Origin of the sequence: Bradyrhizobium sp. (assembly GCF_052389815.1) — a bacterium.
GTDB lineage: Bacteria > Pseudomonadota > Alphaproteobacteria > Rhizobiales > Xanthobacteraceae > Bradyrhizobium.
In genome coordinates this window covers 141,361-164,764 of the sequence record NZ_JBQTHN010000082.1, presented here as the reverse complement: position 1 = coordinate 164,764, position 23,404 = coordinate 141,361, and the positions used below count along the sequence as shown (strand labels likewise).

Annotated in this window: 21 protein-coding genes; 12 read left to right on the top strand and 9 right to left on the bottom strand. The window is 64.8% G+C overall.

Features of this window, described 5'->3' with window-relative positions:
- Positions 1 to 72 precede the first annotated feature (72 nt).
- The 7 genes from ACT4OC_RS14885 (at position 73) to ACT4OC_RS14855 (ending at position 6,696) form a co-directional block, all read left to right on the top strand.
- Complete coding sequence (locus ACT4OC_RS14885) at positions 73 to 1,254, top strand: substrate-binding domain-containing protein (RefSeq protein ID WP_444839755.1); 1,182 nt, start codon at positions 73 to 75, stop codon at positions 1,252 to 1,254.
- Positions 1,255 to 1,458: 204 nt separating this feature from the next.
- Positions 1,459 to 2,226 (top strand): ABC transporter ATP-binding protein, encoded by a 768-nt coding sequence (locus ACT4OC_RS14880; protein ID WP_444839754.1) that lies wholly within the window; start codon positions 1,459 to 1,461, stop codon positions 2,224 to 2,226.
- A complete protein-coding gene (locus ACT4OC_RS14875) occupies positions 2,223 to 2,945 on the top strand; it encodes an ABC transporter ATP-binding protein (RefSeq protein WP_444839753.1) in 723 nt (240 codons plus the stop codon). The genes ACT4OC_RS14880 and ACT4OC_RS14875 overlap by 4 nt, the downstream gene beginning before the upstream one ends.
- Positions 2,942 to 3,955 (top strand): branched-chain amino acid ABC transporter permease, encoded by a 1,014-nt coding sequence (locus ACT4OC_RS14870; protein WP_444839752.1) that lies wholly within the window; start codon positions 2,942 to 2,944, stop codon positions 3,953 to 3,955. The genes ACT4OC_RS14875 and ACT4OC_RS14870 overlap by 4 nt, the downstream gene beginning before the upstream one ends.
- A complete protein-coding gene (locus tag ACT4OC_RS14865; RefSeq protein ID WP_444839751.1) occupies positions 3,952 to 5,022 on the top strand; it encodes a branched-chain amino acid ABC transporter permease in 1,071 nt (356 codons plus the stop codon). Before ACT4OC_RS14870 ends, ACT4OC_RS14865 begins: the two co-directional genes overlap by 4 nt.
- Before the next feature lie 199 nt (positions 5,023 to 5,221).
- Positions 5,222 to 5,872, top strand: coding sequence for a glycerophosphodiester phosphodiesterase (locus ACT4OC_RS14860; RefSeq protein ID WP_444839750.1), 651 nt, complete (start codon positions 5,222 to 5,224; stop codon positions 5,870 to 5,872).
- A 230-nt stretch (positions 5,873 to 6,102) separates the two neighbouring features.
- Positions 6,103 to 6,696 carry a cupin domain-containing protein gene (locus ACT4OC_RS14855; RefSeq protein ID WP_444839749.1) on the top strand — a complete coding sequence of 198 codons (594 nt, stop codon included), beginning with the start codon at positions 6,103 to 6,105 and terminating at the stop codon, positions 6,694 to 6,696.
- Positions 6,697 to 7,618: 922 nt separating this feature from the next.
- On the opposite strand, the gene ACT4OC_RS14850 is transcribed toward ACT4OC_RS14855, so the two are convergent.
- Positions 7,619 to 7,849, bottom strand: coding sequence for a hypothetical protein (locus ACT4OC_RS14850; RefSeq protein WP_444839748.1), 231 nt, complete (start codon positions 7,847 to 7,849; stop codon positions 7,619 to 7,621).
- A 188-nt stretch (positions 7,850 to 8,037) separates the two neighbouring features.
- On the opposite strand from ACT4OC_RS14850, the gene ACT4OC_RS14845 reads away from it, so the two are divergent.
- Complete coding sequence (locus ACT4OC_RS14845) at positions 8,038 to 8,868, top strand: substrate-binding domain-containing protein (RefSeq protein WP_444839747.1); 831 nt, start codon at positions 8,038 to 8,040, stop codon at positions 8,866 to 8,868.
- Between the two features lie 4 nt (positions 8,869 to 8,872).
- On the opposite strand, the gene ACT4OC_RS14840 is transcribed toward ACT4OC_RS14845, so the two are convergent.
- Positions 8,873 to 9,259, bottom strand: coding sequence for a VOC family protein (locus ACT4OC_RS14840; RefSeq protein WP_444839746.1), 387 nt, complete (start codon positions 9,257 to 9,259; stop codon positions 8,873 to 8,875).
- Between the two features lie 81 nt (positions 9,260 to 9,340).
- Positions 9,341 to 10,249 (bottom strand): helix-turn-helix domain-containing protein, encoded by a 909-nt coding sequence (locus ACT4OC_RS14835; RefSeq protein ID WP_444839745.1) that lies wholly within the window; start codon positions 10,247 to 10,249, stop codon positions 9,341 to 9,343.
- 142 nt (positions 10,250 to 10,391) lie between these two features.
- Between ACT4OC_RS14835 and ACT4OC_RS14830 the strand changes: the two genes are divergently transcribed.
- Complete coding sequence (locus tag ACT4OC_RS14830) at positions 10,392 to 11,666, top strand: acyl-CoA dehydrogenase family protein (protein WP_444839744.1); 1,275 nt, start codon at positions 10,392 to 10,394, stop codon at positions 11,664 to 11,666.
- Positions 11,667 to 11,717: 51 nt separating this feature from the next.
- On the opposite strand, the gene ACT4OC_RS14825 is transcribed toward ACT4OC_RS14830, so the two are convergent.
- From ACT4OC_RS14825 to ACT4OC_RS14800, 6 genes are all read right to left on the bottom strand, one after another.
- Positions 11,718 to 13,256 carry a tripartite tricarboxylate transporter permease gene (locus ACT4OC_RS14825; protein WP_444839743.1) on the bottom strand — a complete coding sequence of 513 codons (1,539 nt, stop codon included), beginning with the start codon at positions 13,254 to 13,256 and terminating at the stop codon, positions 11,718 to 11,720.
- Positions 13,241 to 13,720 carry a tripartite tricarboxylate transporter TctB family protein gene (locus ACT4OC_RS14820; RefSeq protein ID WP_444839742.1) on the bottom strand — a complete coding sequence of 160 codons (480 nt, stop codon included), beginning with the start codon at positions 13,718 to 13,720 and terminating at the stop codon, positions 13,241 to 13,243. The genes ACT4OC_RS14825 and ACT4OC_RS14820 overlap by 16 nt, the downstream gene beginning before the upstream one ends.
- Entirely contained in the window at positions 13,717 to 14,679 is a 963-nt protein-coding gene (locus ACT4OC_RS14815; protein WP_444839741.1) for a tripartite tricarboxylate transporter substrate binding protein, read from the bottom strand. Before ACT4OC_RS14815 ends, ACT4OC_RS14820 begins: the two co-directional genes overlap by 4 nt.
- A 118-nt stretch (positions 14,680 to 14,797) precedes the next feature.
- Positions 14,798 to 16,108 (bottom strand): nicotinate phosphoribosyltransferase, encoded by a 1,311-nt coding sequence (gene pncB / locus ACT4OC_RS14810; protein ID WP_444839740.1) that lies wholly within the window; start codon positions 16,106 to 16,108, stop codon positions 14,798 to 14,800.
- A 68-nt stretch (positions 16,109 to 16,176) separates the two neighbouring features.
- Entirely contained in the window at positions 16,177 to 19,707 is a 3,531-nt protein-coding gene (locus ACT4OC_RS14805) for a molybdopterin cofactor-binding domain-containing protein (protein ID WP_444839739.1), read from the bottom strand.
- Positions 19,707 to 20,174 carry a (2Fe-2S)-binding protein gene (locus tag ACT4OC_RS14800; RefSeq protein WP_444839738.1) on the bottom strand — a complete coding sequence of 156 codons (468 nt, stop codon included), beginning with the start codon at positions 20,172 to 20,174 and terminating at the stop codon, positions 19,707 to 19,709. Before ACT4OC_RS14800 ends, ACT4OC_RS14805 begins: the two co-directional genes overlap by 1 nt.
- Before the next feature lie 269 nt (positions 20,175 to 20,443).
- Here ACT4OC_RS14800 and ACT4OC_RS14795 point away from each other — a divergent pair, with 269 nt between their 5' ends.
- From ACT4OC_RS14795 to ACT4OC_RS14785, 3 genes are read left to right on the top strand one after another with little or no spacing between them, the layout of a single operon-like run.
- Positions 20,444 to 21,886 (top strand): 6-hydroxynicotinate reductase, encoded by a 1,443-nt coding sequence (locus ACT4OC_RS14795; protein ID WP_444839737.1) that lies wholly within the window; start codon positions 20,444 to 20,446, stop codon positions 21,884 to 21,886.
- Entirely contained in the window at positions 21,883 to 22,785 is a 903-nt protein-coding gene (locus ACT4OC_RS14790) for a UPF0280 family protein (protein ID WP_444839736.1), read from the top strand. The genes ACT4OC_RS14795 and ACT4OC_RS14790 overlap by 4 nt, the downstream gene beginning before the upstream one ends.
- 14 nt (positions 22,786 to 22,799) lie before the next feature.
- Entirely contained in the window at positions 22,800 to 23,384 is a 585-nt protein-coding gene (locus ACT4OC_RS14785) for an amino acid synthesis family protein (protein ID WP_444839735.1), read from the top strand.
- The last annotated feature ends 20 nt before the right edge of the window (positions 23,385 to 23,404 follow it).

Here is a 23,404-nt window from a genome sequence, read left to right as displayed (position 1 = left end):
GCTTCCAATTGCAAAGTTCACCGCGCTAGTGCAAATCGCTGATCAACTGAGTTCGACATCGGAGGAAACCTCGTGCGTCTATCAATCGTTCTCACAACTGCCATGCTCGCCCTGGCCGGCGGCTCTGCCGGCGCCCAGGAGTTGAGGATTGCCTTGATTCACGGCAAGACCGGCCCGCTCGAGGCCTACGCCAAGCAGACCGAGACCGGCCTGCGCATGGGTCTCGAATACGCCACCAAGGGCACCATGACGATCGACGGTCGCAAGATCGTCATCATCACCAAGGACGACCAGAGCAAGCCCGACCTCTCCAAGGCCGCGCTGGCGGAAGCCTATCAGGACGACAAGGCCGACATCGCCATCGGCACGACCTCGTCGGCCGCGGCGCTCGCGATCCTTCCTGTAGCGGAGGAGAACAAGAAAATCCTGATCGTGGAACCTGCGGTTGCCGACCAGATCACCGGCGACAAGTGGAACCGCTACGTCTTCCGCACCGGCCGCAACTCCTCGCAGGACGCGATCTCCAACGCGGTCGCGATCGGCAAGCCGGGCGTCAGCGTCGCCACGCTGGCGCAGGACTATGCCTTCGGCCGTGACGGCGTTGCCGCCTTCAAGGAGGCGCTGGCCAAGACCGGTGCGACGCTCGTCGCCGAGGAATATGCGCCGACCACCACCACCGATTTCACCGCGGTGGGCCAGCGCCTGTTCGACGCGCTGAAGGACAAGCCGGGCCGCAAGATCATCTGGATCATCTGGGCCGGCGCCGGCAATCCGCCGGCGAAGCTCCAGGACATGGATCCGAAGCGCTACGGCATCGAGCTTTCGACCGGCGGCAACATCCTGCCGGCGCTCGCAGGCTACAAGATCATGCCCGGCATGGAAGGCGCGACCTACTACTACTATGAAATCCCGAAGAACCCGGTGAACGACTGGCTGGTTGCCGAGCACAAGAAGCGCTTCAACTCACCGCCGGACTTCTTCACCGCGGGCGGCTTTGCCGCCGCCATGTCGGTCGTTACCGCCGTGACCAAGGCCAAGTCCACCGACACCGAGAAGCTGATCGCGGCGATGGAGGGCATGGAGTTCGACACGCCGAAGGGCAAGATGGTGTTCCGCAAGGAGGATCATCAGGCGCTGCAGAGCATGTATCACTTCAAGGTCAAGGTCGATCCGAACGTCGCCTGGGCCGTGCTCGAGCCGGTGCGCGAGCTGAAGATCGGGGACATGAACGTCCCGATCCGTAACAAGCGGTGATCTCTCTCCTCACCCTCTCCCCGCGAAGAGCGGGGAGAGGGCAGAGGTGAGGGGCTCTCTCCACGCACCGACTCGTGGAGAGAGCCCCTCACCCGATTTGCTTCGCAAATCGACCTCTCCCCGCATCCGCCTTCGCCAAGGCTACGGCGGACAAGCGCGGGGAGAGGTGAAGGCAAACAGCTCGCTCCGCATCACAGAAGCGCCATGCCCCTGTCACTCGAAACCCGCGACCTGACCATCCGCTTCGGCGGCCATGTCGCGGTCGATCATGTCAGCTGCGCCTTTCGGCCCGGCGAGCTCACCGCCATCGTCGGTCCCAACGGCGCCGGCAAGACCACCTATTTCAACTTGATCTCCGGCCAGCTCCGCCCGAGCGAAGGCTCCATTCTGCTCGACGGCACGGACATTACGTCCCTCAGCGCGCCCTTGCGCACCCGCGCCGGCCTCGGCCGCGCCTTCCAGCTCACCAACCTCTTTCCGAACCTGACCGTCGAGGAGAACGTCCGCCTCGCGGTGCAGGCGGCCGGCGGCACCCATTACGACATGCTGCGTCCCTGGATGACCCGGCGCGACCTCATCGAGCGCGCGGACGCAATCCTGGACCAGGTTGCGCTCGGCAGCCGCCGCGGCGTTGCGGCCACCGTGCTGTCGCATGGCGACCAGCGCAAGCTCGAGGTCGCGCTGATGATGGCGCTGGAGCCGAAAATCTACATGTTCGACGAGCCCACCGCCGGCATGAGCATCGACGAGGTTCCGGTCGTGCTGAACCTGATTGCGCAGCTGAAGCAGGACGCCAGCAAGATCATCCTGCTGGTCGAGCACAAGATGGACGTGGTGCGCTCGCTCGCCGACCGCATCATCGTGCTGCATAACGGCAAGCTCGTCGCCGACGGCAAGCCGGCCGAGGTGATCGCTTCGCCCATCGTGCAGGAAGCCTATCTCGGCGTTCCCGCCGGAAAGAGCGCGGCATGAGCGATCTTCTCACGCTGAAGGGCGTCCATACCCATATCGGCCGCTACCACATCCTGCAGGGCGTCGACCTCACCGTGCCCTCAGGGCAGGTCACGATGCTGCTCGGCCGCAACGGCGCCGGCAAGACCACGACGCTGCGCACCATCATGGGCCTGTGGCCGGCTTCGCACGGCGAGATCAGCTTCGGCGGCGAGCGCATCGAGGCGAGCGCCACGCCCGACATCGCGCGGCGCGGCGTCGGCTACGTGCCGGAAAGCATGGCAGTGTTCTCCGACCTCACGGTGAAGGAGAACCTCGTGCTCGGGGCGCGCGACGGCGATCTCGACGAGACCAGGCTCGACTGGATCTTCGGCTTCTTCCCGGCGCTGCGCCGCTTCTGGCTGTCGCGCGCCGGCTCGCTCTCCGGCGGGCAGAAGCAAATGCTGTCGATCGCGCGCGCCATCGTCGAGGAGCGCAAGCTGCTCCTGATCGACGAGCCGACCAAGGGCCTCGCGCCCGCCATCGTGATGGCGCTGATCGAGTGCCTGAAGGAAATCAAGCGCCGCGGCGCCACCATCCTGATGGTGGAGCAGAATTTCCATGCCGCGCGCGAGCTGGGCGACGCCGTGCTCGTCATGGACAACGGCACCATCGTCCACCGCGGCGCGATGGCAGTGCTGGCCGAAGACGTGACGCTGCAGGAACGCCTGCTCGGCCTCAGCCTGGAGACGCACCAGTGACCGACACCGCAACGACCGTCGAGGCCTTGCCGAAGCCGAAGCGGGACTTCCTGCCGCTGCTGCTGCCGGCCGCCTTTGCGCTGTTGATGCTGCCCTTGGTGGGATCGGCCAGCTCCTGGGCGACGCTGCTGGCGGCGAGCCTTGCCATGGGCATGATGATCTTCATCATGGCCTCCGGGCTAACCCTCGTGTTCGGCCTGATGGACGTGCTCAATTTCGGCCATGGCGCGTTCATCGCCGTCGGCGCCTATATCGCAACGCTGGTGTTCCTGCCGCTCGCGGGCCTGTCGCAGACGGATTCGCTTCTCACCAATCTCGCGGTGCTGGTGCCGGCCGCCGTGCTCGCCATGGGCGTAACGGCGTTGCTTGGCCTCCTCGTCGAGCGCGTGTTGATCCTTCCCGTCTATGGCCAGCACCTGAAGCAGATCCTGATGACGACGGGCGGACTGATCGTCGCCGAGCAGAGTCTTTACGCGCTGTGGGGGCCGCAGATCATTCCGATGCCGCTGCCCGCCTCGCTGCGCGGCTCCTTCATCTTCGGCGACGTCGCGATCGCGAAGTACCGTCTGCTGGCGATGCTGGTCGGTCTCGCCGTCTTCATCGGCATCCAGCTCGTGCTCAACCGCACCAAGATCGGCCTGTTGATCCGTGCCGGCGTCGAGAACCGCGAGATGGTCGAGGCGCTGGGCTACCGCATCCGCCGCCTGTTCCTCGGCGTCTTCATGGTGGGCGCGGCGCTCGCCGGCCTCGGCGGCGTGATGTGGGGGCTGTACCGCGAGCAGGTGCATGCCTCGATCGGCGACGAGCTCACCGTGCTGGTGTTCATCGTCGTCATCATCGGCGGCCTCGGCTCTGTCGGCGGCTGCTTCATCGGCGCGCTGCTGGTCGCCATGGTCGCCAATTTCGGCGGCTTCCTGGTGCCGAAACTGGCGCTCGTTTCCAACATCCTGCTGATGGTCGCGATCCTGATGTGGCGACCGCGCGGGCTCTATGCGGTGACCAGCAGATGATGATCCTTTCCGGCGATCCCCCGCGCAGCCGCCTGCTGGCGGCCCTGCTCATCGTCATCGTCGCCATGCTGCTCCTGACGCCGTGGCTGTTCCCCGGCGCCAAGGCGATGAACGTCGCGGTCAAGATCTGCATCTTCGCCGTGCTGGTGGCGTCCTACGATCTCCTGCTCGGCTATACCGGCACGGTGTCGTTCGCCCACACCATGTTCTATGGCATCGGCAGCTATGCCATCGCGATCGCACTCTACGCGATGGGGCCGAGCTGGGCGGCGATCGGGACCGGCATCGTCGTCGGCCTGCCGCTGGCGATGTTGCTGGCGCTCGCCATCGGCCTGTTCTCGCTGCGCGTCGCCGCGATCTTCTTCGCCATGATCACGCTCGCGGTTGCCTCCGCCTTCCAGGTGCTGGCCTCGCAAATGTCCTGGCTGACCGGCGGCGAGGACGGCCGCACGTTCCGCCTGCCCGAGCTGCTGCGGCCCGGCACGGTGCTGATCTCCAGGGATGCGTTCGGCTTCGAGATCAACGGGCGGACGCTGACCTACTACCTGGTCTTCGTCGTTTCGGCGCTGCTGATCCTGGCGCTGCTGCGCGTGGTCAACTCGCCCTTCGGCCGCGTGCTGCAGGCGATCCGCGAAAATCGTTTCCGCGCCGAGGCGCTCGGCTACCGCACCGTGTTCCATCTCACCTACGCCAACTGCATTGCGGCGACGGTCGCGGCCTGTGCCGGTGTGCTCAACGCCCTGTGGCTGCGCTACGTCGGCCCGGATACCTCGCTGGCCTTCTCCATCATGCTGGACATCCTCCTGATGGTGGTGATCGGCGGCATGGGCACGATCTATGGCGCCATCATCGGGGCAGGGATCTTCATCATCGCGCAGAACTACTTGCAGACGCTGATGGGCACCGCTTCGAATGCCGCGGCCGACGCCGGACTGCCCTTGCTGCCCGGCCTGCTGCACCCGGACCGCTGGCTGCTCTGGCTCGGCCTCCTGTTCATCGCCAGCGTCTATTTCTTCCCGACCGGCGTGGTCGGCCGGCTGCGGCGTCTGAAGCCCGGCGGCCACTAAATCAGTTCGAACTGGATACGCATCGGGAGACCTATGGACAGTTTCGGCTGAAGTCCGTTGATGACCCAAAACCAGCTGTTTCGATGACGTCGCCTTTTGATTCTACGTCGATCAGGGGTCATCGTCGTGGCCGCGGATTGACATCTCTCTCTGCGGAGAGATTGCATGGCGCGAGCAGCTTGGGTTTACGGACCTCGTCATGAAGTTTATTGCGCATCGTGGGTGGTCCGCGGGTCGGGGTGAAAACTCGCTCGCCGCGTTCGCACGTGCCGCCCGTGACGGCAGAATATCTGGTGTCGAATTCGACGTCTGCCGTGCAGCGGATTCCGATACATTGGTGGTGTCACACGATCCGCCGCGTCATGTCGAGAACGCGCTTACCCTCGATGCGGCACTGTCGCTTCTTTCGTCGACTGACCTTGAACTGTTCGTGGAGGTGAAGGAGACGGGACTTGTCTCTCGAGTCATCGAGAGGCTGGTTGCCAGCAAGGTGGCTCATCGCTCGGTTGTATTTGCCTTTGCCACCGTCGCAAGATCCTTTCCGTGGGAGGGTGCGCGACCGGTGCGCCTGGGCATCATTGTCATGTACCCGTGGAACCTGAATCGTGTGGTGCGCAGCTATGCGCCGGATGTCCTCCTCCTCGGGTGGGACGCGCGCGCTTGGACGCGAGTCGCCTTTCGCGCCTGGTGGTCCGTTTTCTCGCTTGAGCAGGTTGCGCGACGCCACCACGTGCCGGTTGTGGTGGGAATTGTGCAACGCATGGACGACCTTCGTTGGCTCTCGCGGCAGCGCCTCTACGGGGCGGTTGCCGACATCGACCGCACTATCGGCGCGCAGCGCCAGACCTGATTAGGCCGCGCAAACCCGCACCTGGCACCATTCGGATTTAATTTGTCCGCCTGACGATGTCGGCTAATCGGGGTGAAGCGGAAGTAACGCGCACATTGCTCAACCGTCGCTTTTGTGAAGGGTTTCGGATGCCGGCCCCATGAAGGTGGTGCCGCGCACGTCGGGGTCGGCGTCCGAAACCCTTCACAGAAGCGGAAATGCGAGGGTGTCCTGCCTCGGCCGAAGACGACGTGGATGACCCAAAGCCGTCTTTGGCCATGGGCGTCGCTCGTGGTGCAGCATTCTGCTATCGTGGTTTTTTCATTGTTGAACATCGGCCAATGGAGCACGCGATGCCAAACAGCAAGGAGATCGTGGCGAAGTCGCACAACCCGGTGCCGCAGGGCTATGTGCTTGGTGCCGGAGAGGGTGAGCACCTGATCCATTTTCGTGATGGCGGCAACATCTTCATCAAGGCCGACCCCATAACGGGGTCCAATAATTTTGGCCTGGGCATTCAGCAGCTACCCAAGGGCTCAGGCATACCGGTTCACCGACACCTCGACAGGGACGAAGCCTTCTACGTTCTGGAAGGCAGTGGCACGGTCACACTCAACGATGTGCGTCACTCTTGCGAAAGAGGTGGAACGATTTTCATACCCCCGAACACGTGGCATGGTTTCAGTAGTCCAGATCAGGAATTGGTTCTGCTGTGGATCATGGTGCCCCCGGGCCTCGACGGTTTCTTTCGCGAAACCTGCAGCCGACCCGGCGAACCGCGAAAGGAATTGACGCGGGAGCAGATCAACGCGATTGCTCTCAAATATGGGCAAGAATTCAGGTAGGCGGGCTCAAACATTTGCTCACAGGAGCTAAGACGCTGAGGCCGAAATTGGCCCATCTCTGCCGAATTCTTCGATGCCACCGATGTCTGGAATTGGGCTGAAACCAAACATGGCGGCGCACGATCTTATGGGTTTTGACCCTAGTCAATGCGTAGGACAGGTTGAGCGCTTGCGAAACCCATCATGGTTCCACGACGAACGTGACGGGTCTGCTTCTTTCCGGCCGGCTAAGTCCGTGCATTGGTTCGGTAATTCGGATATCGAAGAAAATTCGCAAAATCATTATTTGCCGGTTGACAATTACGCAAATCGGAACTATATCCGACCCAGCCCGCGCCGCCATGAGGGACGTTCGCGCGATCGTCACGGGAGCGTGGTGCGGGTTGCGATGGACGCTTGCTGCGTCAGGTGCTTGCACCCGGCGAAACGCGGCAGCGTACGGCGAAATCGTGTGGTCCTGGCGCCGCGACCCTGGCGTCTATCCGCTCCGCCTGTGCGGGGACGGCAACGGTGACAATAAAGGCCGCTCACCGGGGAGAGTACGTATAATCCGTAAACCATTGCGCGGGGAAGGTCGGGATGTCCCGGCTGTACCTGTCAAATCCGTGTGCGTTTTCTTACTACCGTTGCACACGGTGCTGCGGGCGCAGCCGGCGCCCGGCCTTCTCCGCGCCCTCCGTCTAGGAGGGAGCAACGAAATAGCAAAACCCGGGCGAAAAACCTGCCGCGGGAATATTTTCGGCTGTTTGAAAACTGAATCCGCAAACTCAACTGTCGTCCCGGACAAGCGAGCGTAGCGAGTGCCGATCCGGGACCCATAACCACAGGATAAAGTTTGGCGAAGGCTGGAGCTCCAGCTCGCTTCAACAACGTCTCCCTGTGGTTATGGGTCCCTGCGTTCGCAGGGACGACAGCTGCGCCCTCACTCCAGTTCCTGCAGCGCCCCTGCGATCCGTGCCAGCCTCTGGTCGATCGCCGCCACCTCGCGCTTCAGCGCCTCGAGCTGCGGTCCGATGAAGGGATCGAGCGCAACGATCGCCACGCCGCAGGTGGAACATTGCACCAGCGTCAGCTTGCGGTTTTCGCCGATCGGCGTGAACAGCGCCACCTCAAAGCTGTGTCCGCCGCATTTGCCGCAGGTCGAAATAGCCATGTGATTCTCCTATCGGACAATTGAGGTCGCCAATTGATATCTGTCGCTGCCCCCATAGCCTAACCCTATATTTCGTATTCGCCGCGTCCGACATCTTGCGCATGCATTGGTTCTGGAAAACATTCCCGTGACACCCGCGTTCCTATGAGGGCCCGTGAACGGCCCTCGGCACAGCACTGGAAGTTTACATGAACCGGCGCCTTTTCTTCGTTTGCCTCGCGGCCGTGCTGGCATTTGCCACGCCTTCGAACGCCCAGGAGAAATCGATCATCGTGGCGTCGACCACTTCTACCCAGGACTCCGGTCTGTTCGGTCACATCCTGCCGCTGTTCAAGGCCAAGACCGGTATCGACGTGAAGGTGATCTCGCAGGGTACGGGCCAAGCACTCGACACCGGCCGCCGCGGCGATGCCGACGTCGTGTTCGTGCATGCACGGCCGCAGGAGGAGAAATTCGTCGGCGATGGCTTCGGCGTGAAGCGCTTTGCGGTGATGTACAACGACTTCATCCTGATCGGGCCGAACGGCGATCCGGCCGGCGTCAAGGGCAGCAAGGACATCGTCGCGGCGCTGAAGACGATCAAAGACAAGGCTGCGCCCTTCGTCTCGCGCGGCGACAAGTCCGGCACGCATGCCGCCGAGCTCGCGCTGTGGAAGGCGGCCGGCATCGACATTGCCGGCGCAGACAAGGGACCGTGGTACCGCGAGATCGGGCAGGGCATGGGCGCGGCGCTAAATACCGCCTCCGCGATGAACGGCTATGTGCTGGCCGACCGCGGCACCTGGCTTTCGTTCAGGAACCGCGGCGCGCTCGGCGTCGTCGTCGAAGGCGACAAGCGGCTGTTCAACCAGTACGGCGTCATGCTGGTCAATCCGGACAAGCACGCCCACGTCAAGAAGGATCTCGGCCAGGCATTCGTCGACTGGCTGGTTTCGCCCGAAGGACAGAGGGCGATCGCCGACTACAAGATCAACGGCCAGCAGCTGTTCTTTGCCAACGCCGACGTGCCGGGCGCGTGAGCTGCTACTTCGGCGGCGCCGTGAAGAACCAGGGATGGCCGTCCAGGTCGCGCGCGGTGTAGGTGCGCCCGTAAGATTGATCCTGCGGCGGCATCTGGATTTCCGCGCCGGCCGCCACCGCACGCGCGTGATGCGCATCGACGTCGTCCATGTAGATGAACACACCCATGGTCGCCATGTCGGTCTCGCGCGGGCTGACCATTTTCCAGTCCTTGCCGCCCTGGCCCATCATGATGCGCTGGCCGTGAAACGACATCTCGCCATGCATGCCGCCGCTCGGCGTGCCCGTTCGCATCTCTTCCTTGAAGCCGAACGCCTTGGTCAGCCAGTCCAGCGCGGCGGGAACATCGCGGTAGAAGAGATAGGGGATGATCTGGGTCGGGGTCGGCATCGCAGGTCCTCGTTGCGTTTCGATGGATGGCGCGAAGCTAGCGGGGCGCGGAATGGCCGTCTTGAAGATTTGTTACCGCGGTCAGTCGAGGAATCCGCCTTCGTCGGGCAGGCGACGCCGCAGCAATGCGGTCGGCGGATCGCCGGCGAAGGCCACGAATTCGCGCGCCATGTGCGCCTGATCGGCAAAGCCGCATTCGGCGGCGAGGTCCGACCAGCTCGTGAGCTCGCCGTACCGCATGACGAGGATCGCACGGTCGAAACGCATGATGCGCGCCAGGAGTTTCGGCGACAGCCCGAATTCGCGGTCGAACCTGACTGCAAGGTGCTTGCGGCTGCAGCCGACGGCATCGGCCAATTGCGCGACGGGAACCCGGCCGCTTCGGGCATGCTGCAGGTTCCAGGCACATTCCAGATCGCGCGTGCCGCGATCGCCGGCTTCCACGATGCGCGCCTCGATCGCCGCCTCGAGCAGCAGCAGGCGCGCGGCGGGCGATTTGGCTTCGATGATGCGGCCGAGGATTTCGTCGGCGCGAGGACCAAGCAGGTCGGAAAGCGCGATGATGCGATCGCCGAGCTCGTCGAGCGGCCGGCCCAGCAACCGCCGTGCCCCCGGCAGCGTCAGCTCGACGACCAGGCCTTCCTGCGCGCCGTCGGTCTCGGTGACGACGTAGCGGTCGCTCGGCCCGGAATAGAACACGGTCGGATGCGGAAAGCGGTGGAGTTTTCCGGCGGCGTCCTCGACGCGCAGCTCGGCGCCGAGATTGAACACCAGCACGGCGCTGCCGTTGGGCAGCTCGCGCTGGCGGCTGAGGCCCGAGCCCTGCACGGTATAGGCGGTGGCACGGCGCATGAACGGCGCCAGCGTCGTCGATGGCGCGAGCGCATCCATGCGCCAGCTGTCCGGAGCGTGGCGGTGATCGACGGTGCGGATCCGGTTGGCGAGACCGCTCATGGTCCGACTATCGGCGAAGCGAAGCAGCGTGTCCATGCGGAGCGATCGTCCGCCCCGCGGAATAAGCGTGCTGAAATACCGGCGGTCGCTTGCTTGGCGAGCGCCGGGCGGGGGTCTAGATTGCCGGCCAACCGCGTAGTGGAAAGGCCGAAGGCGGCCTCGCGATGGGAGGAAAAAAATGAAGCACGCCTATATCCCGCGAACGACGACCTACAACCTCAATCCGGGCGAAGAGCTGAACGACCTGCGCATGTCGGACGAGGTCCGTCCGCTGTACGAGCACGTCAAGAAGTTCATCCGCGAAACCGTCGATCCCATGTCGGTCGAGTTCATGCGGCTTGGCGAAGGCAAGAAGGACCGCTGGAGCTTCACGCCGGAACAGCTCGCGGTGCTGCAGAAGGCCAAGGACAGGGCCAAGGAGGAAGGCCTGTGGAACTTTTTCCTGCCGGACGACGAGACCGGCCAGGGCCTGAAGAACCTCGACTATGCCTACATCGCAGTCGAGCTCGCGAAGAATCCGCTGGCCTCGGAAACCATGAACTGCTCGGCGCCCGACACCGGCAACATGGAAGTGCTGGAACGCGTCGGCACCAAGGCGCAGAAGGAGAAGTGGCTGAAGCCGCTGCTGGCAGGCGAAATCCGCTCGGCTTACGCCATGACCGAGCCGAATGTCGCTTCGTCGGACGCCAAGAATATCTCGACCACCGCCAAGCTCGTCGGCGACGAATGGGTGATCAACGGCGAGAAGTATTACATCTCGGGGGCCGGCGACCCGCGCTGCAAGATCATGATCGTGATGGTGAAGACCAATCCCGACGCGCCGCCGAGCAAGCAGCAGTCGCAGATCCTGGTGCCGATCGACACGCCCGGCGTCGAGATCCTGGGCCCGATGCATGTTTTCGGCCACGATCACGCGCCGCGCGGCCACATGCATCTGCGTTTCAACAATTGCCGGGTGCCGAAGGAGAACATGCTGCTCGGCGAAGGCCGCGGCTTCGAGATCTCGCAGGTCCGGCTCGGACCGGGCCGTATCCATCACTGCATGCGCACGATCGGCAAGGCGGAAAAAGCGCTCGACCTGATGGTATCGCGCGGCCTGACCCGCGAGGCCTTCGGCAAGAAGATCGCCCATCTCGGCGGTAATTTGCAGATCATCGCGCAGGCGCGCTGCGAGATCGAGGCGATGCGGCTGATGGTGCTGAAGGCGGCGAAGGCGATGGACGTGCTCGGCAACAAGGAAGCACGGATCTGGGTCAGCATGGTGAAGGCCATGGTGCCGGAGCGCGCCTGCAAGATCATCGACCAGGCGATCCAGATGCACGGCGCCACCGGCATTTCGCAATGGAGCCCGCTCGGCGAGATGTACCAGGACGTCCGTCACCTGCGCTTCGCCGACGGTCCGGACGAGGTGCACTGGATGGTGGTCGGCCGGCACGAGCTGAGCATGCCGTAGAGCATGATCCGGCCTCTCCATCGGGAGAGGCCGGTCCGTATCGGAAGGAGGTCAAAAGTCCGGCTCTTCCTCGACGAGCCTGTTCTGGTGGCGCAGGTGCTGCCAGATCGCCAGCACGACCGAGGCCACCGCCGCGAACAGCAGCACGCCCGAAATCGGCCGTGTCAGGAACAGCAGCGGATCCGGGTCGGTCATGATCGCGCGCACAAGGTTGATTTCGATCTGGTCGCCGAGGATGAGGCCGAGGATCAAGGGAGCGAGCGGAAAGCCGAGCTTGACCAGGACGTAGCCGACGACGCCGAACAGCAGCAGCACGTAGACGCCCTGCATCGTGTTGTTGAGCGCGTAGGCGCCGACCACGCAGAGCACCAGCACCACCGGCGCCAGCACCGCCATCCGCACCGAGGTCACGCGCAGCATCAGCGGCATCAGGGCGATGCAGATCAGCAGCATGCAGGGATGGGCCAGGATGTAGGCCGCATAGATGCCATAGGCGATGTCGGGGTTTTGCGAGATGAACAGCGGTCCCGACTGGATGCCGTGGATCGTCATCGCGCCGAGCATCACGGCGGTGACGGCGTCACCGGGGATGCCGAACGCCATGATGGTCATCAGCGAGCCGCTGACATTGGCGTTGTTCGAAGCCTCCGAGGCGATGATGCCTTCGGGATGGCCCTTGCCGAACAGCTGCGGCGTTTTCGAGAATTTCTTGGCCTGGTCGTAGGCCATCACGCTCGACGCGCTACCGCCGATCGCCGGCAGGATGCCGATGATCAGCCCGACGATCGTCGACCAGGCCAGCAGGAACGGCTGCCTGAAGATTTCCAGATTCACCTTGAGATGCGAGAACCGCTCGAGCCTCACTCCGGCGAGCGATTGCACCGGCTGGCCGCGCGGCCCGTCGAGCTTCTCGAGGTCGGTCATGATCTGCGCGAAGGCGAAGATGCCGATCAGCACGGGGAGGAACGGAAAGCCGCCGCCGATGAACTCGGAGCCGAAGGTGAAGCGCGGCACGCTGCCGATCGGATCGTGGCCGACCACCGTGATCAATAGTCCGATGGCGGTCGAGATCAGACCCTTGAGCATCGAGGATTCGGCAAGGCCCGCGACCATCGCCATGGCCAGCACGAACAGCGAAAAGTATTCCCAAGGTCCGAACTCCAGCGCGATCGCCGCCAGCGGCCCGGTGAGGAACACCAGGAACAGGGCGCCGATCAGCCCGCCCCAGACGGAAGCCCAGACGCCGAGCCAGATGGCGCGGCCCGGCTCACCGTTGCGCGCCATCGGAAAGCCGTCGAACGTCGTGGCGATCGAGGCAGGCGTGCCGGGGATTCCGAGCAGGCAGCAGGCGATCAGGCCTCCGGTCGATCCGCCGACATAGACGCCGGTCATTGCGGCCAGCCCCGCCAGCGGATCGAGCCCGTAGGTGAACGGCAGCACCACGATCACGGTCATGGTGATGGTGACGCCGGGCAGCGAACCGCCGATCACGCCGATCAGGGTGCCGGCGAACAGCGGCAGCAGGTATTTCCACTGGGCGATGTTGATGAGGCCGTGCCAGAGCAGATCGAGCATCAGAACCCCGTCCATGCACCGCGCGGCAACAGCACCAGCAGGTATCGCTCGAAGATGAAATAGCTCAAGATGGTTGTGCCGAGCGCGATCGCGGCAAGCACCGTCCATTGCCGCGCGGTTCGAGGCCGCCCCAGGGCCGCCTGCAGCGCGCCGACGAACAGGAGCGTGGCGAGGCGAAAGCCCAAGAGCGGCAGCAGCACCACGTAGGCACCGACGATCGCGAACGCGATCACAACCAGACGATAATTTCGCGGCGGCGTGTCCGCGGCGGCGGCCGCTGCGGCCTGGCGGTGCTTCATGAGGTCCTGCAATACCAGCAGCGCGCTCCCCGCCGCCATGAACGACAGCACGATGGCCGGGTAAAAGCCGGGCCCGACCGGAACGATGGGAAGGGATGGAAGCTGGAAGGACTTGAACAGAAGGAACAGGCTGATCGCGAGCAGGATCAGCCCGGTAACGCCGTCGCGGCCGATACTCATTTCTTGATCAGGCCGAGGTCGGTCATGATGACCTTGCTCTCGTTGTCGATCTTGTCGAGGAACTTGGCATAGTCGCTGGCATTGAGGAACGCCACGCGGGTTCCCTGGGCCTTCATCGACTGGGCGAAGGCCGGCTCCTTGGTCGCCTTGTTGCAGGCCTCCTCGAGTTTGGCGCGTACCGGCGCCGGCGTCCCTTTCGGGACCACGATGCCGCGCGCCACCTCGAACACGATGTTCATGCCGAGCTCCTTGAGCGTCGGCACATCAGGCGCTTCCGGGTCGCGCTTCTCGCTGGCGATCGCGATGAAGCGCAACAGGCCCGCTTCGACCTTTCCCTTCTGCGTCAGATTGGAGTCGGTTAGGTTGATGTGACCGCCGAGCAGCGCATTCATTCGCGGCGCCAGGCCCTCGTACGACACGAACTTGAACTTCACGCCGGCCGCCTTCTCGATCAGGGCCGGGAAGATGTGGCTGGTCGAGCCGAGGGTGGCGCCGACCGTGATCTCGCCCGGCCGCTTCTTGGCGTCGGCGGCGAGCTCCTGCCAACTCTTCCACGGCGTCTTGGCGCTCGCGGTCAGCACCGACGGCGTCGCCGCGACCAGGCAGATCGGTTCGAAGTCACTGTATTTGACGTCGCTGATGCCGGCGTAGAAGGTCAGATGAAGGTAGTCGTGCACTGCGTAGACCGTGTAGCCGTCGGGCGCCGACTTCTGTGCCTCGCGCGCGCCGACCGTGCCCGATGCGCCGCCGACATTGGCGATGACCACGGGCTGGCCGATGTGCTTCTGGAATTCGGCGCCGAATGGCCGGAAGATGTTGTCGGTATCGCCGCCCGCGGCCCATGGCACGATCATCTTGATCGGGCGCTCGGGGTACTGCGCCATCGCGGGCGCCGTTAGAGCGGTCAGCAATCCGGCCAGCGCGGCAACGCCGGCCGCCGTCACGAACGTCCTCGCCATCGTCTTCTCCCTGTCACCTGGTGGGCCTTTGCGGCTCTCGGTCGGGACAATAGCAGCCGGGCGGCGCAGGGGAAAGCCGGCGGGTTACGCCTTACGGCTAATCGGCTTCGACCATCGCCTAGACATGCACCGCCGTGCGGACGCGGCCGATATTGCCGAACACGCGCAGGTACCGCTCGACTTCCGACGGGATGCCGGTCGCCTTTTCCGGATTGTCCGACAGCTTCACGGCCGGCCGGCCGTCCACCGACGTCACCTTGCAGACGATCGAGATCGGATCGAGATCGGCCGAGCCATCCGGCGAGCAGCCGACGAAGTCGTTGGTGAGATTGGTGCCCCAACCGAAGCTGACGCGGACGCGGCCCTTGAAGTGACGGAACGTCTCCTCGATGGAATCGACGTCCATGCCGTCGGAGAACACCAGCAGCTTCTCCCTGGGATCGCGGCCCTTCTGCTTCCACCATTTGACGATCTCCTCGCCCGCCGCAATCGGCGGCGCCGAGTCTGGGCGAAAGCCGGTCCAGTCGGCGACCCATTCCGGCGCGTCGCGCAGGAACGGCTTCGTGCCGAAGGCGTCGGGGAGCGCGATCAGAAGGTTGCCGCCATAGGTGTGACGCCACTGGTCGAGGATGCGATAGGGCGCCCAGCGCAGTTCGGTGTCGTCATTGGCGAGCGCTGCGGCCACCATCGGCAGCTCATGCGCGTTGGTGCCGATCGCTTCGAGATCGTTGTCCATCGCGAGCAGAACGTTCGACGTGCCGGTGAAGGAGGGACCCAGGCCTTCCTTGACCGCCTCGACGCACCAGCGTTGCCAGAGGAAGCCATGGCGGCGGCGCGTGCCGAAGTCGGATAACCGCAGGCCGTCGAGCCTGCGCAGCCGCTCGACCTTGGCCCACAGCTTCGCCTTGGCGCGGGCATACAGCACGTCGAGCTCGAAGCGGCCCTTGCCCTTCATCATCTGGCGCGAGCGCAGCTCGTTCAGGATGGCGAGCGCCGGGATCTCCCACATCGTGGTGTGGGTCCAGTGGCCGTGGAAATGCAGCTCGTACTGGCCGTCGACCTTGGTCAGCTCGTATTCGGGCAGGCGGAAATTGGCCAGCCAGTTGATGAAATCCGGCGAGAACATCTGGGTCTTGCCGTAGAAGGTGTTGCCGGCGAGCCAGATCAGCTCCTTCTTGGCGAAGCGAATGGTGCGGGCGTGGTCGAGCTGGGCACGCAGCTCGCCTTCGTCGATCACCTCCGCCAGGCGCACCTGCTTGCTGCGGTTGATGACCGAAAACGTCACCTGCTGCTCGGGGTAGAACTCCCGGATCATCTGCAGCATCAGCAGCTTGTAGAAGTCGGTATCCAGCAGGCTGCGCACGATCGGGTCGAGGCGCCAGCCGTGGTTATAGGTACGCGTTGCGATATCGGTAACTGCGTTCGTCATGGGACGGAACCTTAGCCCGTCGAGGAACCCGCAACCAGTGCCCAAGGAGGCATGATTGGCCTGCTTTTTTAATGAATAGGCGCGGATTTTAGTCTTGCAATTGCGGCACCAATGCCGTTCCAGGCAGGCTTTCCCGGCGCAAATTGCCGCCGGACATAGCCGACCAGCTCGGCAAGCTGACGGTCGGACAGGCTGTCCTTGAACGCCGGCATGTAGCCGAGCTCCGGGGAGACTGGCGCGGCGATCCCGTGCAGGATGACCTGGACGAGGTTGTCGGGGACATCGCTGTGGACGTTGCTGTTCAGCGACAGTGAGGGTCGGCTGCCGAACAAAGCGGGGCCGCCGACCTCGTGGCAAACGGCGCAGGCGCCCTGATAGATGCGGGCGCCGGGGGAAGCGGCGCTGATGGAAAGGGTCGCATTTTCCAGTTTGGTGGCGAGCGCCGCTTGCGAAGCCTTGTCGGGCTCGCTCTCGTTGAACGACGCGAGATAGACCGCCATGGCGCGGATGTCCTGGTCGGGCAGCGCCTTCAACTCCTTCACCACCGGCGCCATCGGGCCTGCCGCCACGCCGTGAAAGCGCGACTCGCCTTTGCGCAGATACGCGTAGAGTTCATCCTCGCTCCACGGGATCGGTGCACGCGACAGCGATGTCAGCGCGGGCGCCTCCCAGCCTTCGGCAAAGCCGCCGGCGAGATAGCGGCTTGCGACCTCGGCGCCGAGCTCGTTGCGCGGCGAGTGGCAGGCACCGCAATGGCCGAGCCCTTCGACGAGGTAGGCGCCGCGATTCCACGCGTCCGATTTCGACGGGTCGGGCTTGAATGCCTTCGACGTGTGGAACAGCGCATTCCACCCGGCCAGTAGCGGACGCTGGTTGAACGGGAATGCGAGCTTGTTGGCAGGCGTCTCAGCGCGCACCGGCTCCTGCGCCATCAGCCAGGCGTAGAGCGCTTGCAGGTCGGCGTCGGTCGCCTTGGCATAGTGGGTGTAGGGAAACGCCGGATAGAGATGCTTGCCGTCGCGATGAATGCCTTCGCGCATGGCGCGCTCGAAAGCAGGATAGGACCAGTTGCCGATTCCGGTCTTTTCATCGGGCGTGATGTTGGTGCTGTAGATGACGCCGAACGGCGTTTCCAGCGCGCGGCCGCCGGCATTGACCGCACCGCCGGTGTTGGTGTGGCAGACCATGCAATCGCCGAGCGCCGCGAGTTGCTGGCCGCGGGCGATGGTCGCGGCGGAGAAAACGGATGCGTCAGGCCGCGCAATCGGCGCGATGGCGCGCCACGGTAGCGCCGACGTGCCGATCGCTATCGCCGTTGCGCATACCGCGGCGAGTCCGGCGAATACACCGGGTCGGACGGCAAAGGGGTTCTTCCATTTGGTCGAGGGCGACGCGGGCGCCGGTGCAGGCAAAGCCTCCGGGGTACTCGGCGCCTCGCCGCGTAGTCCCCGAAGGATGCGCTCCGGCGTGAACGGTGGATCGCGGAAGCGTACGCCGGTGGCGTCGAAGATTGCGTTGGCGATCGCGGCCGCGCTCGGCACCGAGGCGGACTCGCCGACGCCGAGCGGCGGCTGGTCCTGCCGCGGCAGCATCAGCACGTCGATCTTCGGCACCTCCGGAAACTTGATGATGGGGTAGGCGCCCCATTCCCGCGCCGCCACCGTGGTACGCTCGAACGGAATTTCCTCCATCAGGGCGCGGCTGGTGGACTGGATGACATTGCCTTCGATCTGGTGCCGCACGCCCTCGGGGTTGATCATCAGGCCGGAATCCTGGCCCGCGACCACGCGCGTCACGCTGACGTCGCCGGTCGTCTTGTTGACGGAGACGTCGGCGATCCAGGCCGACCATGCCGCGCCGTAACCGGGAAACTTGCTGTGCACATAGAGCGCGTAAGCAAAACCGCGCCCGTGCACGACGTCGCCGTCCTTCTCCTGCCGCACCGGCCGCGGCTTCCAGCCGGCGCGCTCAGCCACCGCATTGACGAGATCGATGGCACGCGGGTCCTTCAGATAGCGCAGCCGGTATTCAACGGGATCGACGCCGGCCTCGGTTGCGAGCTCGTCGATGTAGCTTTCATGCGCGAATGTATTGGGCAGCGCCGAGACGCCGCGAAACCAGGATGCTCGCACGATCGGCGGCATGTCGTTGGCGACCACGCGCATGTGCTCGTAGTCGTAAGGCGGGATCGCGGTGCGGTCGCCCATCTCGAACACGGCCGGCTTCGGCTCGACCTTGCCGGTGAGCAGCAGCGCCAGCGTCGGCGCGCCGTTGGAGGGGTAGCGCGTCGCGAAATCGTATCCCGCGGGTCCGCCGTCGGCATTGAGCCCGCCATTGACGTCCATCAGCTGCGCGGTGCCTTTGGGTTCCCACACATGCTCCTGCTCGCGGGTGAGCTGGACGCGCACGGGGCGGCCGACGGCGCGAGACAGCAGCAATGCGTCGGCGGTGACGTCATCGGCGCAGTTGCGGCCGTAGCAGCCGGCGGCTTCCAGCCGGATCACCTCGATCTCGGCGTCGGGCCGCTCCACCAGCATGGCGAGATCGCCGCGCAGGATGTGCGGATTTTGCGTGCCCGACCAGACGCGAATGGCGCCGTCCCGATAATCGGCGACCGCGCAGGATGGGCCTATCGATCCGTGCATCTGGTAGGGCCACGAATACATCCGCTGCATCGGTTTTGCGGCGGCGCCGATCGCCGCATCGACGTTGCCCTTGTCGATCAGCGTGCGCGGCTGGGACGGGTTGGCGCGTAGCGCCTTCTCGAGCTGCTCTAGGTCGGGCAGGACGGGGACCTGCTTCCAGTTCACCTTGAGCTGCGCCGCCGCCTTGATCGCGTTCTCCTCGCGCTCGGCGACGACGCCGACGAAATCGCCGATCTGTACGACCCTCAAGATGCCGGGTACGCCGCGTACCGAGGATTCATCGACGGAAATGAGGCTGGTGCCGACGAACGGCCCGGCATCGACGCCGGCATAGGGCGGTCGCACCACGCGGCCATGCAGCATGCCGGGCACGCGCACATCGTGGACGTAGACGAGTTCGCCGGTTGCCTTGGCCGGCAGGTCGACGCGTGGCACGGACTGGCCGACGATGCTGTAGGCACTGGCCGGTTTGACCGCAACATCGTCGGCAAGCTCCAGGCGAATGGTCTCGCCCGCGATCAGCTCGCCATAGCTGACGCTACGGTTGTCCTTGCCGCGAACGAGGCCGTCCTCGATCGCCAGCTCATCAGCGGGTAACTCGAGCCGCTCGGCCGCGCGCCCCACCAGAAAGTGCCTCGCCTGCGCCGCCGCCTTCCGTAACGGAACGGTGGTGATCTGGATGGTCTCGCTGGCGATCGTCGCGCCCTGGTTCGGCGTCTGCGTGGTGTCGCCGAGCACGATCACGACGCGCGCAAAGGATACGTCGAGCTCTTCGGCGACGATCTGGCCGAGAGCGGTGCGGATGCCGGTGCCGAGATCGACATGGCCGTTGAAGGCAGTTACCGAACCGTCGGCGGTGATGTTGACGAAGGTCTCGAATGTGCCTTCGCCGCCGATGCTTGCAGGGCGAACGACGGAGAGCGATCCTTGCTTCGCGGAAGAGGGCGCGCCCATCAGTCGCGCGCCTCCAGTTCATGTCCTGCGGCGCGCATCGCGGCGCGGACGATTTCGACGTGCGCCCCGCAGCGGCAGAGATTGTAGCGCAGCGCCTGCACGATCTCCGCTTCCGTCGGATGTGGATTGGCCGCGAGCAGCGCCTTGGTGCTCATGATCATGCCGTTAAGGCAGTAGCCGCATTGCGCGGCTTGTTCGGCGATGAAGGCCTGCTGCACGGGATCGGGACGCTCGCGCGTGCCGAGCCCTTCCAGCGTCACGATGTCGCGGCCGGCACAGCCTTCGATGGGAATGACGCAGGAGCGCGCGGCCACGCCATCGATCAGCACCGTGCAGGCGCCGCACTCGCCGAGGCCGCAGCCGTACTTCGGCCCGTTGAGTTCGAGATCGTTGCGCAGCACGTAGAGCAGGGCGGTGTCCGGCGCGGCGTCGACATCGTGATCCCTGCCGTTCACGGTCAGGCGCATCGTGCTGGTGCTCCGTTGGCGCGTTTTCGAAACAGCGAAAGACTACCGTTTGTATACAAACGTGCAAGCCGCTCATGCCGCGCCGCAGCGCAATGCCCGGTTTGTGGACAAAGGCGGCAGGCAAACTGAGTTATTATGCGGCAGCGGACCTTTTCGCGTCGCTTGCCGCTTGACAGGTTTCGACCTCGCGCGGCAGGATCATTCGTGTACGAACGAACAGGGCGGCAATGCCGCCGCGGAAGCTCTCACGGGCAGGCGTGCAGATGGCGATGGAAGTGACCGCCACGTCCGGCGACAAGATCCGCTGCGATGCGTGCCCGGTGATGTGCTACATCAAGCCGGGCGCGGCGGGCGCCTGCGACCGCTACGCCAATCAGGACGGACAGCTGATCCGCGTCGATCCGCACATCGTGCTGGAGCGCACCGTCGAGCATGGCGGACGCGTGGTGCCGTTCCAGGCCGGCGGCGATTGGGACGGCAAGATCGTCAACCAGCCTGACGTATTCGTCACCGCGATCGGCGCCGGCACCACCTATCCCGATTACAAGCCCGCGCCGTTCATCGTGTCGTCTGAAGTCGACGGCATCGACATGGTCACCGTCGTGACCGAAGGCATCTTCAGCTATTGCGGCGTCAAGGTGAAGATCGACACCGATCGCCATCTGGGCCCCGAGGCCGCAACCGTGCGCGCGCAGGGCGAGGCGGTTGGCCACGTCACGACGGGCGAATATGGCTCGCAGATGCTGTCGCTGGGCGGCGTGCATCATCTCACCGGCGGCTCCAAGAAGGAGGGCCGCGTCACCTGCGACACGCTGATGGACCTCAGCAATTGCAAGCCAGTGGAGCTCACGATCGACGGCGGCGCCAGCGTGATCGTGCAGGCTGGCCGTCCGCCGGTGGTGAACGGCGTTGCGGAGGAGCGCATGCGCGTCGGCTGCGGCTCGGCGACCATCGGCATGTTTGCCAAGCAGTGGCACGGCAAGGTCGACGAGGTCGTGGTCGTGGACGACCACATCACCGGCGTGCTCTCCGAGCATCAAGCCGGCAAGCTGCTCGATATTCCCGATACCGGAATCAAGATGAAAGGCCGGCGCTCGACGCCGGGCCGCTACTTCCAGGTCGCCGAGCCCGGCACGGGATGGGGCGGCACCAACATTTCCGATCCGCTCTCGGTGCTCGGTCCGTTCAACGCCAGGGAAGCGCGGCCGGGGCTCACCATGCTGATGGTCTCGACGACGGGCGAGCACGCCGGATACTACGTGCTCGACGAGGCGCTGCGGCCGATCGAGGCGGAGATGCCGCGCGACTTGCGCCTTTCCGTCGAGCGCATTCAGGAGAACTGCGAGCCGGCGCTGTGCACCGTGCTGTTCATGGCCGGCGCCGGCGGTTCGCTGCGTGCCGGCGTTACCGACAATCCCGTGCGGCTCACGCGCTCGGTAAAGGACGCGCTCACCAGAGTCACCAGCGGCGGCGCGCCGGTTTACGTATGGCCCGGCGGCGGCATCACCTACATGGTCGACGTCACCCTGATGCCGGCAGGCGCGTTCGGCTATGTGCCGACGCCGGCGCTGGTCGCACCGATCGAGTTTACGCTCAGGCTTACCGACTATGCGGCGCTGGGCGGGCATATGGATTATGTTCGCCCGCTTTCATCCCTGAAGGATAGCTCCGAAGTCCGGCCGATGCCCTTCATTCCGGGAAGGCGCGCATGATGAGGCGTCCGCAGATCGCGCTTCTCGCTGACGGCAAGCGGCTGCATTTGCAGGATGGTCCGATCGATCTGATCGTGGAGGCGAACGGGCGCGAGACGGACGTCCGCATGGCGCACGAGGCCGCGGCGCGGCGTTTTGCGGGACTGCTCGACGAACTCTGCGCAGAGTTGCCGGAGCTGCGTCGCGCTGCCGATCCCGCGCGAACCACGCTGCAGGGTGCCGTCGCGCGCCGCATGCACTCGGCCGTCGCGCCTTTCGCCGCGGATTGCTTCATCACGCCGATGGCCGCGGTTGCCGGCAGCGTGGCGGAGGAAATCATCGGTGCGATGCTGATTGCCGCGCCGCTCGACCGCGCCTACGTCAACAATGGCGGCGACATTGCGCTGCATCTTTGCGGTGGCGCGCAGTTTACCGTCGGCTTGATGGACCGTCCGGATGCCAAGGGCGCGATGCGCATGATGACGGTCGGTGCCGACGATGCCATTCGCGGCATCGCCACCAGCGGCCGTCACGGCCGCAGTTTCTCGCTCGGCATCGCCGATGCCGTCACGGTGCTGGCGACGACCGCTTCCCAAGCCGACGCCGCCGCGACCGTCATCGCCAATGCAGTCGACCTGCCGGGTCATCCCGCGATCCTTCGCGTGCCGGCAAGCGAATTGCAGCCCGACAGCGATCTCGGCGACCGGCTCGTTACCCGCGAGGTCGGCGCGCTGACGGAATGCGAAATCGAGGATGCGCTGGTAGCGGGTGCCCGGCGCGCGCGGCAACTGCTCGCGGTCGGCCTGATCGAGGGCGCGGCATTGCGCCTCCTTGGCGAAACGGTCGTGGTAGGCGCAAGAGGGATTGCGGCGCCGCATCCGCTTCACGGAGATCGGATACGACATGCGATCCATGCCTGACCGGGAAAGCTGACATGAGCGCGGTAATCAGAAAGATCGTCACCGTGGTCGAGGAAACCCACATCGAGATGGGCAAGACCATCGCGCCGCCGACGCGGCGGGCGGCGGCGATCGCCGTGATCGAAAATCCATTTGCCGGCCGCTATGTCGAGGACCTTTCGCCGTTGATCGCGATCGGCGAGGAGCTCGGCGAGCTGCTGTCCAAGCGCGCCGTGGCGGCACTCGGCATCGACGGCGCCAAGGCGCATTCCTACGGCAAGGCGGCGGCGGTTGGCGAGAACGGCGAGCTGGAGCACGCGGCCGCAATCCTTCATCCCAAGATGGGTGCGCCGGTGCGCAAGGTGCTCTCGAAGGGTGCGGCGCTGATCCCTTCGTCGAAGAAGCGCAGCGGCCCTGGAACGACGCTCGACATTCCGCTCGGCCACAAGGATGCAGCCTTCGTGCGCAGCCATTTCGACGGCATGGAAGTGCAGATCAACGACGCGCCGCGCGCCAACGAGATCATGGTCGCGGTCGCCGTCACCGATTCCGGCCGGCCGCTGCCGCGCGTCGGCGGACTGACGGTGGCGGAAATCAAGGGCGAAGACGGGTTACGGTAAGTCATTGCAAAACAGTGGAG